The 16200-nt window shown below is 68.1% G+C and carries 14 protein-coding genes and 1 pseudogene; 13 read left to right on the top strand and 2 right to left on the bottom strand.

Annotation, left to right across the window (positions count from 1 at the left end):
• Nucleotides 1-429 (top strand): annotated as a pseudogene (locus WB461_RS10050) (oxidoreductase); the annotation flags it as partial.
• 267 nt (nt 430-696) lie between these two features.
• On the opposite strand, the gene WB461_RS10045 reads toward WB461_RS10050, so the two are convergent.
• Entirely contained in the window at nt 697-1497 is an 801-nt protein-coding gene (locus WB461_RS10045; protein ID WP_423852595.1) for an HAD family hydrolase, read from the bottom strand.
• A gap of 105 nt (nt 1498-1602) precedes the next feature.
• On the opposite strand from WB461_RS10045, the gene ssd reads away from it, so the two are divergent.
• From ssd to WB461_RS10005, 8 genes are all read left to right on the top strand, one after another.
• On the top strand, nt 1603-2643 hold the full coding sequence (gene ssd, locus WB461_RS10040) for a septum site-determining protein Ssd (protein WP_423852594.1): 1041 nt from the start codon (nt 1603-1605) through the stop codon (nt 2641-2643).
• Nucleotides 2640-3782: a TadA family conjugal transfer-associated ATPase gene (locus tag WB461_RS10035; protein ID WP_423852593.1), complete on the top strand. Its 1143-nt coding sequence runs from the start codon at nt 2640-2642 to the stop codon at nt 3780-3782. The genes ssd and WB461_RS10035 overlap by 4 nt, the downstream gene beginning before the upstream one ends.
• The gene (locus WB461_RS10030; RefSeq protein WP_423852592.1) at nt 3779-4573 is read left to right on the top strand and encodes a type II secretion system F family protein; all 795 of its coding nucleotides are present in this window, start codon (nt 3779-3781) and stop codon (nt 4571-4573) included. The genes WB461_RS10035 and WB461_RS10030 overlap by 4 nt, the downstream gene beginning before the upstream one ends.
• The gene (locus tag WB461_RS10025) at nt 4570-5268 is read left to right on the top strand and encodes a type II secretion system F family protein (protein ID WP_423852591.1); all 699 of its coding nucleotides are present in this window, start codon (nt 4570-4572) and stop codon (nt 5266-5268) included. Before WB461_RS10030 ends, WB461_RS10025 begins: the two co-directional genes overlap by 4 nt.
• Nucleotides 5269-5381: 113 nt before the next feature.
• Entirely contained in the window at nt 5382-5555 is a 174-nt protein-coding gene (locus WB461_RS10020) for a DUF4244 domain-containing protein (RefSeq protein WP_423852590.1), read from the top strand.
• A gap of 57 nt (nt 5556-5612) precedes the next feature.
• Entirely contained in the window at nt 5613-5822 is a 210-nt protein-coding gene (locus tag WB461_RS10015) for a DUF4244 domain-containing protein (protein WP_423852589.1), read from the top strand.
• A complete protein-coding gene (locus WB461_RS10010; RefSeq protein ID WP_423852588.1) occupies nt 5819-6169 on the top strand; it encodes a TadE family type IV pilus minor pilin in 351 nt (116 codons plus the stop codon). Before WB461_RS10015 ends, WB461_RS10010 begins: the two co-directional genes overlap by 4 nt.
• Nucleotides 6166-6525: an Rv3654c family TadE-like protein gene (locus WB461_RS10005; protein WP_423852587.1), complete on the top strand. Its 360-nt coding sequence runs from the start codon at nt 6166-6168 to the stop codon at nt 6523-6525. Before WB461_RS10010 ends, WB461_RS10005 begins: the two co-directional genes overlap by 4 nt.
• Here the strand turns inward: WB461_RS10005 and WB461_RS10000 are convergent.
• Nucleotides 6510-8864 carry a DEAD/DEAH box helicase gene (locus WB461_RS10000; protein WP_423852586.1) on the bottom strand — a complete coding sequence of 785 codons (2355 nt, stop codon included), beginning with the start codon at nt 8862-8864 and terminating at the stop codon, nt 6510-6512. The two genes, WB461_RS10005 and WB461_RS10000, sit on opposite strands and share 16 nt — an antisense overlap.
• A gap of 93 nt (nt 8865-8957) precedes the next feature.
• Between WB461_RS10000 and WB461_RS09995 the strand changes: the two genes are divergently transcribed.
• The 4 genes from WB461_RS09995 to topA form a co-directional block, all read left to right on the top strand.
• Nucleotides 8958-9299, top strand: coding sequence for an STAS domain-containing protein (locus WB461_RS09995; RefSeq protein WP_423852585.1), 342 nt, complete (start codon nt 8958-8960; stop codon nt 9297-9299).
• A 114-nt stretch (nt 9300-9413) separates the two neighbouring features.
• Nucleotides 9414-11804, top strand: coding sequence for a sodium-translocating pyrophosphatase (locus WB461_RS09990; protein WP_423852584.1), 2391 nt, complete (start codon nt 9414-9416; stop codon nt 11802-11804).
• 79 nt (nt 11805-11883) lie between these two features.
• Nucleotides 11884-13350: a DUF7059 domain-containing protein gene (locus WB461_RS09985; RefSeq protein ID WP_423852583.1), complete on the top strand. Its 1467-nt coding sequence runs from the start codon at nt 11884-11886 to the stop codon at nt 13348-13350.
• Between the two features lie 269 nt (nt 13351-13619).
• Nucleotides 13620-16200: type I DNA topoisomerase (gene topA / locus WB461_RS09980; protein WP_423852582.1), on the top strand; the 2581-nt coding region annotated here is incomplete at its 3' end.

Here is a 16200-nt window from a genome sequence, read left to right as displayed (position 1 = left end):
ATCCAAGCGCTTGCTCGAATTCACGCTCTTGCTGCCCACGGATCGGTCGCAGACGACGAGCTCGGCCGACCGGTCGGCGCGGCAGGAGTCTCAAGGCTGACCGCCCTTGCCACCATGGTGCGAGCGCCGACAGCGGCGCCGGGCTTGATCGTCGCTGCACTCGTGCACGCCGAGATCGCTTCGGCAGGCGCCTTCGCGACGCACAACGGGGTCATTGCTCGGGCGGCGGAGCGGCTGGTCCTGGTTGCCAAGGGCGTCGATCCCGCGTCGGTCACAGTGCCAGAAGCCGGGCATGCGGCCGAGCCAGAGGCCTACAGCGCAGCTCTCTCGGCGTACGCGAAAGGCCAACCGGCGGGAGTGCATCAATGGTTGATGTACGCGTCGCAGGCGTTCACGCGTGGTGCCGAGGCCTCGCCCCTGGTTGGTTGACACAGAGCGGCGGCGCCGATCCCCGGGGGAATGGCGCCGCCTGGCAAGCATCACTGGCTACCAGGCGTGCTGGATCTGCGTCGTCGCGGCTCCTCATGAATCCCTGAGTGGAGAGAAGTCCGGCGAGCGACTATCCCATTGAGACGGGTGATCGCCGCGTGGGTACCGGTGTGCTGTGCCGCTGTGAAGTTCTGATTCCTGTCTACGCCAGATGCCCGCTCGGCGACAGACCTACTCGCTCGTAATGTTGTGCGCCTGAATTCACAATCAGGCGCCTCGCTGCTTGCGGCGTGAGATCAGTGCGAGCGTGATGGCTCCGACGGCGCTGGCCGCGACGGCAACCGCGGCGGCCTTGCCGGCCCTGGTGTGCAGGCCGAGACGGCCGCGCAATGCGACGGGGCGCGCGAACGTGAGGATCGGCCAACCGTTGTCCTCGGCGAGTCGGCGCAAGGTCTTGTCCGGGTTGACCGCGAACGGGTGGCCGACCGCCTCGAGCATCGGTGCGTCGGTCTCGGAGTCGGAGTAGGCGTACGACGCGGCCAGGTCGTAGCCCCGCTCGCTGGCGAGCTGGCGCATCGCGACCGCCTTGTTCGGCCCGTACGCATAGAAGTCGACCTCGCCGGTGTAGCGGCCGCGCTGCGCAACCAGGGTCGTGGCGATGACGTGATCGACGCCCAGCATCTCGCCGATCGGTCCGACGACCTCCGACCCCGAGGCGGACACGATCACGACGTCGCGCCCAGCCGCTTGGTGCTGTTCGATCAGGTCGACCGCCTCCTCGAAGACCAGGGGGTCGATGATCGTGTGCAGGGTCTCGGCGACTGACTGGCGGACGACCTCGACGTCCCACCCCGTCACCATCTGCGTCATGTAGGTCCGCATCTTCTCGAGCTGGTCGTGGTCGGCACCGTTGATCGCGAACATGAAGTTGGCGTAGGCGCTGCGGAGCACTGCTCGGCGGCTGAGCAGTCCGCCCTGGTAGAACGGTCGGCTGAACGCGAGGGTGCTGGACCTCGCGATGATGGTCTTGTCCAGGTCGAAGAATGCGGCCGACCTCGTGGGTTTCACGTCCTCAGGATAGGCGGGTCCACACCCAGCGGTCTCAGGCTCGGCCGTCCACACCTCGACGAGCGGCCGTTCTTCCACGGCACTCGGGAGAGCACGCTCGGGGACATGCCAGATCCTCAGACCCCCTTGATCGTGACCTCGGACGAAACCTTGCTCGACGACTCGCTGCGCTGGTGTGCAGCGGTGGGGGTCGTGGCGGAGGTCGCACCAGACGTGACGGGAGCGCGGCGCTCATGGCGGCAGGCGCCGGTCGTGATCGTGGGGGAGGACCTTGCCCATCAGCTCGCGGCCGCAGATCTGCCACGCCGCGAGCATGTGCTGCTGGTGGTCCGTGATGTCGAACGGTGGTGGCACGACGCCATCTCGCTGGGCGTCTCGGTGGTCTGCGCACCGCAGGAGGAGGGCCGCATCCTCGAAGCGCTTGCCACAGCCTTGGATGGTCGCGGCGAGGCCTGCCTGGTCAGCATGGTCGGCGGTTCTGGTGGCGTGGGAGCATCGACCCTTGCGGTCTCGACCGGCCTTGCGGCTCGCCGGAGGGGGCTCCGCACACTCCTGTTCGATGCCGATCCGCTCGGCGGCCGCTTGGAGGTCCTGCTCGGGGCCGAGGCGACCGACGGGCTCAGGTGGCACGACTTCGACGCGACGCGTGGCCGGCTGAGTGCAGGTTCGCTGGCCGATGTCCTGCCGGTGCACGACGGGGTGTCGTCGCTGTCGTGGAATGCCGCAGACCTGGCGGTGCTGCCGCAGGCCGTGGCACCGGTCCTCACCGCGGCGGTGCGCGGCTTCGACCTGGTCGTTGCCGACGTGCCGCGACATCTCGACGCCACCGGCTCCGACATCCTCGGGCGCTCTGTTCTCACTGTGCTCGTGGTGGCCGAGGACATGTGCGGGCTGAGTGCAGCTCGCCAGGTGCTGGGTCGGGCGCAGCAAGTCGCCTCGTCGATCGCGGTGATCAGCGTCGCCAGGCACGGCGGAATCGGACCGGCTGCCGTCTCCGAGGTGCTCGGCCTCCCGGTGCTGGCGCGGCACCGCGTGGACCGCAGGATGCGTTCGGCGGTGGACCGTGGTTTCGGGCCGGGACGCTCGCGCGCGGCTCGGCGCACGGCCACGACACTGCTCGACACCTTGGGTCTCGAATCCTCATGACAGACCTATCGATCCTCGAACGGGTCCGACAACGGCTGGCTGCCGAAACCTCAGAGCCGAGCCCACACAGCGTTGCAGTCGCCCTGCGCGCCGAGCAGCACGTCGCGGGCAGCGGCGCCGTGCTGGCCCTGGTCGACCAGCTTCGTAGCGAGACGCGGGGAGCTGGCCCGCTCGATCCGCTGCTCGCGATGCCGGGAGTCACCGACGTCCTGGTGAACGGGCCAAATGAGGTGTACATCGACCGCGGTCGAGGCCTTGAGCGAGCAGAAATACGGTTCGCCGACGACGGTGCTGTGCGGCGCCTGGCCCAGCGACTGGCCGCACAGGGCGGGCGGCGCCTTGACGACGCGAGCCCGTGGGTCGACGCCAGACTCAGCGACGGCACCCGGTTGCACGCGGTCCTGGCACCGCTGGCGCGGCCGGGCACCCTCCTCTCGCTGCGAGTTCCGGCTCGCCGGGCCTTCAGCCTCGACGAGCTGCGGAGGGCCGGCTCCCTCACCGACGACTCTGCCCACCTGCTCCACCGGATCATCGCTGCGCGGGCGGCATTTGTGATCACGGGAGGTACGGGCTCGGGGAAGACGACTCTGCTGGCCGCCCTGCTCGCGGCGGTGGATCCGAACGAGCGACTGGTCATCGTCGAGGACGCCACCGAGCTGAGACCAGACCACCCGCACGTCGTCGGGCTGGAAGCCAGGCCCGCGAACGTGGAGGGTGCCGGACTTGTGACGGTCCGCGACCTGGTGCGTCAGGCGCTGCGGATGCGTCCAGACCGCCTCGTGGTCGGAGAGGTGCGTGGTGCCGAGGTCGTCGACCTGCTGGCGGCTCTCAACACAGGCCACGAGGGTGGATGCGGCACTTTGCACGCCAACTCACCCCTCGACGTGCCAGCCCGATTCGAGGCGCTCGGGGTGGCAGCGGGGCTGCCCCGCGACGCAGTGCACAGTCAGCTCGCGGCGAGCCTTGATCTGGTGATCCACGTGGCACGCGGCACGGATGGGGTGCGCCGGATCGAGCAGATTGCGGTGCTCGACCGCAATCGCGACGGCACGGTGGCCTGTGTCCCGGCCGTGACGTTGGGCCCAACGGGATCGGAACCGGGGGTCGGTCGCGGGCGTCTTGAGGCGATGCTCAGGTGATCGTGATCGCGGCGATCCTCGCCGCTGTCGCGGTCCTGCTCCGGCGGCCACCGGACCGCTGGCTTGCGCGGCAGCGTCTCGGGCTCGGGTACCGCTTGCGGCGGATCTCTGCCCCGATGCGCTTCGTTGCGATTGCCTGCGTGGTCGGAGCCGCTGCAGTTGGCATCACGGGCACCCGTCTGGTGCTGCTGCTGACGGCAGTCGGTGTGGCGACCTTCACAACTCGGCTGTGGCGGGCTGAACGTCGCAGGAAGGCTGTCCGAGCCCGGCGCTGCGAGGTGGCCGAAGCAGTCGGGGTGATGGTGGCCGAGCTGCGCTCGGGGATGCTCCCACAGCGCGTTCTGATCGGGCTCGCCGCCGACTTCGACTTTCTGGCGCCAGCATCGCGCGCAGCACGTCTCGGGGGGGATGTGCCCGTCGCACTGCGCGCCTCGGCCACCGAGCCCGGGGCCGAGCTGCTCGACGAGCTTGCCGGCGCCTGGCAGGTCGCGGATCGAGCAGGTGCGCCGTTGGCCCAGGTCCTGGAGCGACTGGAGGAGACTGCGCGCGGAGATCAGGAGATTGCGTGGGAGGTTGAGTCCGGACTTGCTCCGGCACGGGCCACGGGCCGACTCATGGCGGTCCTCCCGGTGTTCGGTCTCGCGCTGGGCTCCGGCATGGGCGGCGATCCGCTCGCGGTGCTCACCGGAACACTGCCGGGCGTGCTCTGCCTCTCGGCGGGGTGCGCTCTCGCGTGCTGGGGGGTCGCGTGGGTCGAGCGGATCGCGGCCGTCGGGGAGCAGCGCCCGTGACGGCGGGAATTTTGGCCGCACTCGCGGTCTGGTGCGGTGTCCCGGCCAGCTCGCGCCCACGACGACGGGCGATGTTCGGGCAGCAGTCCGAGCCCCGCAGGCCGAATGCCGCGCTGCTGTCCGCCCTGATCTCGCCCCTCGCGGTGGCCATGGTCCTGGGCAGTCCGATGGGTACGATCCTGGGCCTCGCACTGGCACCGCTCGTCTACAGAGGAGTGGGTCGGTTGGAGTCGAGCGCGTCGCGACGTCGCGCTGCGCGCGTCGGAGCGCAGCTCCCCGCCGCTCTGGACCTGATGGTCGCGACACTGACGGTCGGCTGCCCACCCGTGCGGGCCTTCGCGCTCTCAGCCGAGGCCACGGCTGATCCACTCGGCTCCGATCTCGGCTTGGTCGCCGGCCGGCTGGCAGTCGCATCCGATCCGGACGCGGTCTGGCGCGGGCTGGGCCGCGACGCATCCCTGGCCCCGGTGGCGCGCGCTTTCCGGCGTGCCGAAACATCCGGAATGCCGGTCGCCGACATCGTGGCGGGGGTGGCCGACGACTTGCGCCGCGAGCAACGCGCACACCGACGCCAGCAGAGCGGCAAGGTGGCCGTCCGCACTGCGGCTCCGTTGGGCGTGTGCTTCCTGCCCGCCTTCTTCCTCGTCGGGATCGTGCCGACCATCATCGCGACGTTCGGCTCGTTCAACCTGTGATCCACAGCCTGCGTGACCGGATCTGTTGTCCCCAGTCGGTCAGCCGCCACGCAGATCGAAGCCCGCGAAACACATCTTCTGGATGACACATTCACCCATCGAAAGGACGCAGCATGAAGCACATCCAGCCGCACGCCGAGCAAGGCATGACGACCGCCGAGTACACCGTGGGCACCCTCGGCGCCTGCACGATCGGTGGTGTCCTGGTCAAGGTCGGGCAGTCGCCGTGGTTCGGCAAGCTCGTCGAGGACGTGCTCAACAAGATCCCCGACATCCTCCCGTTCTGACCCTCCGGTCCGGGGCGGCCGGCGAGTCGCCCCGGACTCCTCCTGGAAGGAGTTTTGATGTCTCATCGCGATGACAGCGGGATGGCGACCGCGGAATACACCGTCGGCACTCTCGGTGCAGTCGTGGTCGCCGCAGTTCTCTACCGGATCGGGCTGCCCGACAGCCACAACCCGTGGTTCGAGTCATTCGAGGACATCCTCAATCGGGCTTTCGGGTGGGGCGCGCTGAAGAGCATCCTTCCGGGTTTCGGCATGAGGATCCGGTGAAGCGCGAGCGCGGGATGGTGACCGCTGAGCTCGCGACGGTTGCGCCATTCGTCGTGGCCTTGACGTTCCTGCTGCTGTGGGTCGTCTCCCTGAGCCTGACTCAGATCCGTATCGCGGATGCCTCCCGCGAGGCCGCTCGCATGCTGGCCCGGGGTGAGTCGACCGACGCCGCCACCCGAGTCGCGCGTCGCCAATCCCCTGATGGGGCCACTGTCACCGTGGATACCAGCGCGGGCATCGTGGAGGTGTCGGTCACGGCCTCGTCGCGCATGCCGCTGCCCTTCTTCGCCGGGATCGGTGCCCGCCGAATGCGGTCCGTGTCCGTTGCGGCCGTTGAATCCCCATGACGCGCACCGATGATCGTGGCGCCGCGACGGTGTCCGTCGCGATCTTGGCTCTGGCGCTGGTCTTGGTGGTTGTGGTGGCAACCGAGATGGCCGGTCTCGTGAGGCTCCGCCATCGAGTGGCCGCTGCCGCGGACCTGGCCGCGCTCGCGGCGACCCAGGCGAGCGTGGCCGGGGATGATGCCTGTGACCAGGCGCGGCGGATCGCCGAGCGGAACGGCGCCACCGTCACCCGGTGCCGGATGGACTACGACGTCGCCACGATCACGGCACGCGCGGCGAGCCGCACGTGGTGGGGTCTCGAGTGGTCGTTCGAGCAGGACGCCCGCGCAGCCCCGGCCTTCTACCTCTCGGAGTGAGACTCGGGCGCAGCAGCGCCTGCGGTCTCGTCGACGGGGGCGTCAGCCAGCAGCGCGTCGAGCAGTCTGACGGCGGCGCCCTTGTCGAGTGGCTCGTTGCCGTTGCCGCACTTGGGCGACTGCACGCACGACGGGCACCCAGTCACACACGCGCAGGCAGCGATGGCGGCGCGGGTGACGCGTAGCCAGCGCCCCGCCAGTTCGTACCCGCGTTCGGCAAATCCGGCCCCACCCGGATAGCCGTCGTAGACGAACACGGTCAGCGTCCCGGTGTCGGCGTGCAGCGCCGTGGAGACACCGCCGATGTCCCATCGGTCGCACGTGGCCAGCAACGGCAGCAGCCCGATGGCCGCGTGCTCGGCGGCATGAGCAGCCCCCGGCACGTCGGCATCCGCGAGCGCACCCTCGACGGCCGCGGGACTCAAGGTCCACCACACGGCCTTGGTCTGGAGTGTGCGGGCGGGCAGATCGAGCAGCTCCTCGCCGAGCACACCGCCGCCGGTCGTGCTCCGCCTCATGTAGGAGACGACCTGGCTGATGACGTCAACCGCGCCGAAGGACATCGTCGCCTCGCCCCACCCGACTGTGCGATCGATCTCGGTGACGGTGATCTCGGTGACGGACCTGGCCATCGTTGAGTAGTCCGGATCGTCTCGGTGCACCACGGCGACCCCGCGCTCGACGTCGTAGTCGTCAACCAGATGCACGTCCCCCTGATGCACGTAGACAGCGCCGGTGTGAACCGTCGAGTCTGCGGAGCTGGCATCGACCGTGCCGATCAGTCGGCCGGTCGTGGCGTCGACGATCTGCACTGGAGGTCCGCCACTGGACCGGATGTCGGCTAGATCGCTGGCCCGCTCCCGCTTGGTCCAGTACCACCCCGTCGACCGCTTTCGCAGCCAGCCTGCTGCCTCGAGGGCGTGCACGCCCTCAGCGGCGCGCGGCCCGAACAGCGCAAAGTCTGCCTCGGTCAGCGGTATCTCCTGGGCGGCCGCAGCCAGGTGTGGGCCCAGCACGTAGGGGTTGTCCGGGTCGAAGACCGAGGCCTCGACCGGAGGACCGAGCAGGGCCTCGGGGTGATGCACCAAGAAGGTGTCCAACGGGTCGTCTCGCGCCACCAGGATGCCGATCGAGTTTCGGCCCGAACGACCGGCTCGACCGAACTGTTGCTGCAAGGCGGCTCGGGTCCCGGGGAAGCCGACGCTGATGACGGCGTCGAGGCCGGCGATGTCGATCCCGAGCTCGAGAGCGTTCGTGCTGGCCAGGCCCAGCAGGTCGCCGCTGCGCAACCGATGTTCCAGGGCGCGACGTTCCTCGGGCAGATAGCCACCTCGGTAGGTCGCAACCCGGGCGACCAGCTCCGGATCGACCTCGGCGAGCCGGCGCTGGGCGGTCGCCGCAACCGCTTCGGCGCCCCGGCGGGAGCGGACGAATGCGAGCGTGCGCACCCTGCCGATCACCAGATCAGTCAGCAGCTCGCCGGCTTCGGTGGTGGCAGCCCGGCGCACGACTCCCTCGGTCTCGGCTCCGCTCAGGGGATCACGTCCGGGCAACAGCGGGGGCTCCCACAGTGCGATGGTGCGAGGGGCGTGTGGTGAAGCGTCGTCCGTGATCGGCATGACGTCCAGGCCGGTCAGGCGGGTCGCGAACACCTCGGGCTGCGCGACCGTGGCCGAGGACAGGACGAAGACCGGGTCGGCGCCGTAGTGTGCGCAGATCCGGCGCAGCCGGCGCAGGACGTGGGCCACGTGCGCGCCGAAGACCCCGCGGTAGTGGTGGCACTCGTCGACGACGACATGGCTCAGCCCGCCGAGGACCCTCGCCCACCGGGCGTGGCCAGGGAGAATGGAGTGGTGCAGCGTGTCGGGATTCGTCAGCAGGTAGTTGGCGTGATCGCGAGCCCACACCCGCTCCTCACGGGAATTGTCCCCATCGACCGTGGCGGGCCTGGCGAAGGTCTGGGCGCCGGCGAGACGCCGCAACTGGTCGCCGGCCAAGGCCTTGGTCGGCGCCAGATAGAGAACAGTGGGAAGTCGGTTGCCTCGCAGGGCACTACCGGCTCGTCCTTGCGCAAGTCCGTTCAGCGCCGGGACCTGGAAGGTCAACGACTTGCCCGAAGCGGTCCCGGTCGAGATCACGACGTGCCGGCCGGCGTGGATGTGATGCAGCGCCTCGGCCTGGTGTCCCCACAGCGCCGAGATGCCCTCGGCCTCGTACAGCTGACGCACGACGGGATCGACCCACGATGGCCATGGCTCGACCACCGCGACCCGCTCCGCCACCTGCTCGACGTGGGTCACCCGTTCGCCGTAGCGCAGCACGAGATCGGCGGGGTCCACGATCTGATTCTCCCAGACGCCAGGTTCCGGACCTGCTCACCGGCGGCCGAACGGTGATCGTGATTGAATGCTGGCGAGAGAGAGGGAGTGAGCATGGAGCTGACGCTGACGTCGCACACCGAGGATGATTTCCAGATCATCGAGGTCGGCGGAGAGATCGACGTCTACACCGCGCCCAAGCTGCGCGAAGCGATCGCCGCCTCGATCGACGCCGGCCACACCCGTCTGGTCATCGACGTCCGCAAGGTCGACTTCCTCGACTCCACGGGGCTGGGCGTCCTGGTCGGCGCACTCAAGCGGGTGCGCGCCGACGGTGGGTCGCTCGACATCGTGTGCACGCAGGAGCGGATCCTGAAGATCTTCGAGATCACGGGGCTGGACAAGGTCTTCGGACTGCACACCACGATCGAACAGGCACGCCACAGCGCCGTGTGAGACCTGGGACACGTACCCCTCAGTCGTCTCATGCCGTCCTGCATGTAACCTCCGTCACGGCGGGTTGGTTGGCTACCCGCGGTATGTCCTGCCCCATCTCATGGAGGATTTTTCATGGCGAACGCGACTTTCGTTGCGGCAGCCAGTGACCTCGATCTCTCGACCGACAACACGATCATCGTGTCGATCGTCGCGGGTATCGGTGTCGTTGCGCTGATCATGGCCGCGGTTTTCCGCGCCGAAGTACTCAAGGCCTCCGAAGGCACCGAGAAGATGCAGGAGATCGGACTCGCGGTCCAGGAGGGCGCCGCGGCGTACCTCGGCCGCATGTTCAAGACCCTGGCCGTCTTCGCAGTGCTGGCCTTCGGACTCCTGTTCCTGCTGCCCGGCAACGCCGAGATCCGGATCGGCAGGTCGCTGTTCTTCCTGCTGGGTGCCGGTTTCTCCGCGCTGATCGGCTACCTCGGCATGTGGCTCGCGACGCGCGCCAACATCCGGGTCGCAGCCGCCGCGCAGAACGAGGGCCGCGAGAAGGCCATGCGCATCGCGTTCCGCACCGGTGGAACCGTTGGCATGCTGACCGTCGGTCTCGGGCTGGTCGGCGCGTCCGCCGTCGTCCTGATCTATCAGGGCGACGCCCCTGACGTGCTCGAGGGCTTCGGCTTCGGCGCGGCGCTGCTCGCGATGTTCATGCGAGTCGGCGGAGGAATCTTCACCAAGGCTGCCGACGTCGGCGCCGATCTGGTGGGCAAGGTCGAGCAGAACATCCCCGAGGACGATCCACGCAACGCTGCGACGATCGCCGACAACGTCGGTGACAACGTCGGCGACTGCGCCGGCATGGCGGCCGACCTGTTCGAGTCCTATGCCGTGACTCTCGTCGCGGCCCTGATCCTGGGCTCGGTTGCCTTCGGTGAGAAGGGGCTCGTGTTCCCGCTCATCATCCCGGCGATCGGTGCGCTGACCGCGATTATCGGTGTCTACCTCACCCGTCCGCGGGTCGGTGAGAAGGGACTGACCACGATCAACCGGTCGTTCTACCTCTCCGCAGCCATCTCGGCGGTCGCCTCGACGATTCTGGCCTGGCAGTTCCTGCCGACATCGTTCGACGATCTCAACATCCCCAAGCCGACCGGGCTTACTGCCCAGCTGTTCGGCGATCCGACGGCGAACCTCGACGGCTCGCCCCGGACGATCGCGATCGTCGCGGTCCTGATCGGTATCGTCCTCGCCGCCCTGATCCTTGCGCTGACGGGTTACTTCACCGGGACGGAGACCCGCCCGGTCAAGGATGTCGGCAAGACGTCGCTGACCGGCGCCGCCACCGTGATCCTGTCGGGACTGTCGGTCGGCTTCGAGTCGGCGGTCTACACCGCGCTGGTGATCGGTGCGGCGGTCTTCGGTGCGTTCCTGCTCGGCAGCGGCTCGATCATCGTGTCGCTCTTCGCGGTCGCGCTGGCTGGCTGTGGCCTGCTCACGACCGTGGGAGTCATCGTCGCGATGGACACCTTCGGCCCGGTCAGCGACAACGCCCAGGGCATCGCTGAGATGTCCGGCGACGTCGACGAGGAGGGTGCCCAGATCCTCACCGAGCTGGATGCCGTCGGCAACACGACCAAGGCAATCACCAAGGGCATCGCGATCGCCACGGCTGTTCTGGCCGCGACTGCGCTGTTCGGTGCGTTCACGGACAACATCAAGAACCAGCTGGTCCTGGTGTTCCAGGGCCTGGAGGGTGATGCAGCCAAGAGTGCCTTCGCCGACACCTTGTCGATCAGCGATCAGCAGGCCCTGACCGGCGTGCTGAACATCGCCGATCCGGCGAACCTGGTCGGCCTGCTGATCGGTGCCGCCGTGGTCTTCCTGTTCGCGGGCCTGGCAATCAACGCCGTCGGCCGCGCTGCGGGCGCCGTGGTCTACGAGGTTCGCCGCCAGTTCAGGGAGATCCCGGGCATCATGGAGGGCACGGGTCGCCCCGAGTACGGCAAGGTCGTCGACATCTGCACCCGCGATTCGCTGCGTGAGCTGGCGACGCCGGGCATCCTGGCGATCTTCGCCCCGATCGCCGTGGGCTTCGGCCTCGGTGTCGGACCGCTCGGCGCGTACCTCGCCGGTGCGATCGCCACGGGCACCCTGATGGCGGTGTTCCTCGCCAACTCCGGTGGCGCGTGGGACAACGCGAAGAAGCTTGTCGAGGACGGCAACCATGGTGGCAAGGGATCGCCGGCCCACGAGGCGACGATCATCGGTGACACCGTAGGAGACCCGTTCAAGGACACCGCCGGACCGGCGATCAACCCGCTGCTCAAGGTCATGAACCTGGTTGCGTTGCTGGTCGTCCCGTTGGTCGTCAAGTACAGCTACGGCAGTGACGCCAATGACTGGATCCGTTACTCGATCGCTGTCGGCGCCGCGCTGATCATCGCGGTCGCGGTCTACGTGTCCAAGCGTCGCCCGATCGCGCTGGAGGCCGGACCGGTCGAGGAGACCGTCCACGTCGCCTAGTCGGAGGTACGGACGAACGGCGCAGACTTTCGGGTCTGCGCCGTTCGCGCGTCCAGGCACCTCTGACAGGGTGGGGGACGTGATCGAGGCTTCGCACGTCCAGGCACTCCGCGAGGCGCTGACGCGCGCCGAGTTCACGGTCGACGCGGTTTTCGCGCTGCTAGGCGAGGACGCGCATCGCGCCCTCGCCCGTAATCAGACCGTGCCGGCCAGGCGGGCCACCCGCGGAGGTGGAGAGCTCGCGACCTTGGTGCGGTTGTTCGCCCTGCAGATCGGCGTGGATCGCGGGCGCGCAGATGCCGCCCTTCCCGGGTTGGTCGAGCCCTTGATCGCGGCCGGGATGTTGCACGCCTCCGGCGGCGAGGTCCGGGCGCTGGTGGACGTGCGGCCGTACGGCGATGAGACCCACGACTGGTGGATCGTGTGCGATCCCACCCCGGGACTCGATGGTGCAGCTGCTCCGATGGACCCCGAGTACGTGCTCGGGATCAGTGAGGCCTCGTCGTCGCTGGCCCAGCTGACGATCCGAGAGCCCGCTGGCCGTGCCCTCGACCTCGGTACGGGCTGCGGTGTGCAGGCGCTCCACCTCGCGCAGCACGCCGAGCAGGTCGTGGCGACCGACGTCAACCCGCGCGCGCTCGCGATGGCCAGGCTGACGGCAGCCCTCAACGGGCTCGACATCGATGTGCGCGACGGCAGCCTCTTCGACCCCGTCGCGGGTGAGACGTTCGACGTCATCGCGACCAATCCACCCTTCGTCATCTCGCCTCCGGGGTCCGAGGTGCTCGTCTACCGTGACTCCGGCATGCCCGGGGACAGCGTCGTCCGACACCTGGTCGAGAACGCCGCGACCCACCTGAATGACGGTGGGTGGTGTCAGATCCTGGCCAACTGGGCGCACCGCGAGGAAGCCGACTGGCGCGATGGCATGGGGGAGTGGCTCGAGGGGCAGCCCGTGGACGCGTGGATCCTGCAACGTGAGCTGGTCGATCCGTCCGAGTACGTCGAGATGTGGTTGACGGACGCGGGCCTGGCAGCGGCACCTGATTACATCCAGCGTTACGACGCCTGGCTCGACTGGTTCGTTGCCGAGCGGATTGAGGCCATCGGCTTCGGCTGGCTGAGTCTTCGCAAGACCTCCATGGCCCCGGTCCTCAGGGTCGAGGAGTGGGCCGGCGAGCTCGCGCCGCCGATAGGCCCGTCGGTCGCCACGTGGGGACGAGGGACCGAGCTGCTGCGTGGTCTGGACGACGACGCTGTGCTGCGAACGGCATTCCGGCACGCGCCTGATGTCGTGGAGGAGACGCGCGGACCTGCTGGCGCCGAGCACCCGGAGTCGATCGTCTTCCGCCTGCAGCAGGGCGTGCGACGCGCCCGGCAGGTCGACACCGTCGAGGCTGGTCTGGTCAGCGCGAGCGATGGGGATCTCACCGCTGGTCAGATTCTCGACGCCCTGGCCTCGCTGCTCGACCGCGATTCGGCGGAGCTGCGCGGTACTTACGCGGCGTCGGTGCGCGCTCTGGTTGCGGACGGCTTCTTGACCTAGGCCTCGTCGGCGCGCACGGCGGTGCTCATTCTCCAGCGGTCGAGCGCGACATTGCTTGGGCTGCCGACAACGATCCGGATCGCTCGAGGATAGGTGCCGAGAACCCGACGCCGTCTCGGGCTGCCTGGGGGCAAGGGCCTCGCGTTCGCAGCCAGGAGTCTGGGCGGCGTCGGCTCGCTGCTCGGTCGATTTCGTTGACCCCCGGCACGAGCAGCGGTGGGTGCGCCCTCCGTGGCGGTGCGTGATCCCTTGACAGCACGCGTTAGCGTATGCCACGTCCCACCGACACAGGAGTTTCTTTGACCAGTCTCGTCATCGTCGAGTCACCCAACAAGGTCCGCAGCATCGCGGGCTATCTCGGGGACGGCTATGTCGTGGACTCCTCGGTCGGACACATTCGCGATCTTCCGCGCGGTGCCGATGAGGTGCCAGCCGCCTTCAAGGGTGAGACCTGGGGTCGTCTCGGGGTCAACGTCGACAGCGAGTTCGAGCCGATCTACGTCGTCTCGGCCGACAAGAAGTCGCAGATGACCAAGCTGAAGAAGCTCCTGAAGGACGCCGACGAGCTCGTGCTGGCGACAGATGAGGACCGTGAGGGTGAGGCCATCGCGTGGCATCTCCTCGACGAGCTGAAGCCCAAGGTGCCGGTCAAACGGATCGTCTTCAACGAGATCACCAAGGACGCGATCCAGTACGCCATCGCGCATCCCCGAGACGTCGACATGGATCTGGTCGACGCGCAGGAGACTCGGCGGATCCTCGATCGCCTCTACGGCTACGAGGTCAGCCCTGTCCTGTGGAAGAAGGTCATGAGTGGTCTGTCCGCGGGCCGCGTGCAGTCAGTGGCGACCCGGCTGGTCGTCGAGCGCGAGCGCGAGCGGATGCTGTTCCGGGTCGCCTCCTACTGGGACCTCGAGGCGACCTTCGACGCCGGCGAGGGCTTTGACCCGCGCCAGTTCCCGGCCAAGCTGTCGAGCGTCGACGGCAAACGAGTCGCATCCGGCACCAACTTCGACAACACCGGCGCGCTGACCTCTGACAAGGTGGTGCACCTCGACGAGGCCAAGGCCGGCGCGCTCGCCGACGCCCTCACGAACCAGCCGTTCGCGGTCAAGTCAGTCGAGGAGAAGCCGTACACGCGCAAGCCCTATGCGCCCTTCCGAACCACGACGATGCAGCAGGAGGCCTCGCGCAAGTTCGGTTTCGGCGCCGCCCGCACGATGCAGGTCGCGCAGCGGCTGTACGAGGGTGGGCACATCACCTACATGCGTACCGACTCGACGACGTTGTCGCAGACTGCGCTCAACGGCGCCCGGGCCCAGGTCAAGGAGCTGTACGGCGCGGAATACCTGCCTGATTCTCCGCGGGTCTATGCCAGCAAGGTCAAGAATGCTCAGGAGGCCCACGAGGCGATCCGCCCGGCCGGCGAGCGGTTCAAGACGCCGCAGCAGGCTGGCCTGTCCGGTGACGAGCTTCGACTCTACGAACTGATCTGGAAGCGAACGATCGCCTCGCAGATGCGCGATGCCCGCGGCAACTCGGTTTCGGTGCGCGTCGGCGCCACTGCAGCGACCGGAGAAGAGGTGCTGTTCTCCAGCTCGGGCCGCACCATCACGTTCTACGGATTCCTCAAGGCGTACGTCGAGTCGCACGATGACGCCGACACCCAGGGCGACGACCAGCAGACCAAGCTGCCCAACCTGAGCGAGGGGCAGTCGGTGACGGCCGCCGAGCTGGGCAAGGCCGCGCACGAGACCAAGCCGCCATCGCGTTTCACCGAGGCCAGCCTGATCAGCGAGCTGGAGACCCGCGAGATCGGCCGACCCTCCACGTACGCCTCGATCGTGGGCACGATCCAGAACCGCGGTTACGTCTACAAGAAGGGCACGGCCCTGGTGCCGGCGTGGATCGCCTTCTCGGTCATTCGGCTTCTCGAGCAGCATTTCGGCCGGCTCATCGAGTACTCCTTCACCGCCGAGCTGGAGGACGTGCTCGACGAGGTGGCTGGTGGCCGCGAGGACCGGCTCAAGGTCCTGAGCGACTTCTGGACCGGAGAGGGCGAGGGGAACACCGGGCTGAAGCGACTGGTGGAGAATCTTCCGGAGATCGACGCGCGCGGACTCGCGACGTTCCCGTTGGGCGAGGACATCGACGTGCGCGTCGGCCGTTACGGCCCGTACGTCGAGGGGGCGCCGTTCACCGAGGATGCCGAAGGCAAGAAGGTGCCGACCCGCGCCAATGTGCCGGACGACCTCCCGCCTGACGAGCTGACCCTCGACAAGGCGAAGGAGCTGCTTGCTTCACCGTCCGGTGTCGAGAAGGAGCTGGGAGCGCATCCCGAGACGGGTCTGGCGATCGTTGCCAAGAGCGGCCGCTACGGCCCCTACGTCACGGAAGCACTCCCGGAAGGTGCGAAGAAGGCAGACCGGGGGCGTACCGCGAGTCTGTTCAAGGACATGGATCTCGACACCATCACGCTCGAGCAGGCAGTGCAGCTGCTGACTCTGCCGCGGGTCGTGTACGTCGAGGATGACGTCGAGGTCACTGCGCAGAACGGCCGCTACGGTCCTTATCTCAAGAAGGGCACGGACTCGCGTTCGTTGGAGCGGGAGGATCAGCTCCTCACGATCACCGAGGATGAGGTGCGGGCGATCTACGCCCAGCCGAAGACGTACGGCCGACGGGCCGCCGCAGCTCCGCTCAAGGAGCTCGGCGAGGACCCGGTCAGTGGCAGCCCTGTCGTGGCCAAGGATGGCCGGTTCGGCACCTATGTCACCGATGGTGAGTACAACGCGACGCTGCGCAAGGACGACTCGATCGAGACGTTGACTCCGGAGCGCGCCTTCGAGC

The organism is Aeromicrobium sp. (genome assembly GCF_049587115.1).
Lineage (GTDB): Bacteria > Actinomycetota > Actinomycetes > Propionibacteriales > Nocardioidaceae > Aeromicrobium.
The sequence above is the reverse complement of the archived record's forward strand: the minus strand, read 5'-3'. Positions and strand labels throughout refer to the sequence as shown.

Excerpts from the sequence above, each read along its gene's own strand:
- ssd (WP_423852594.1), top strand. The coding sequence starts at position 1,603 with ATGCCAGATCCTCAGACCCCCTTGATCGTGACCTCGGACGAAACCTTG.
- WB461_RS10035 (WP_423852593.1), top strand. The coding sequence starts at position 2,640 with ATGACAGACCTATCGATCCTCGAACGGGTCCGACAACGGCTGGCTGCC.
- WB461_RS10020 (WP_423852590.1), top strand. The coding sequence starts at position 5,382 with ATGAAGCACATCCAGCCGCACGCCGAGCAAGGCATGACGACCGCCGAG.
- WB461_RS10015 (WP_423852589.1), top strand. The coding sequence starts at position 5,613 with ATGTCTCATCGCGATGACAGCGGGATGGCGACCGCGGAATACACCGTC.
- WB461_RS10005 (WP_423852587.1), top strand. The coding sequence starts at position 6,166 with ATGACGCGCACCGATGATCGTGGCGCCGCGACGGTGTCCGTCGCGATC.
- WB461_RS09995 (WP_423852585.1), top strand. The coding sequence starts at position 8,958 with ATGGAGCTGACGCTGACGTCGCACACCGAGGATGATTTCCAGATCATC.
- WB461_RS09990 (WP_423852584.1), top strand. The coding sequence starts at position 9,414 with ATGGCGAACGCGACTTTCGTTGCGGCAGCCAGTGACCTCGATCTCTCG.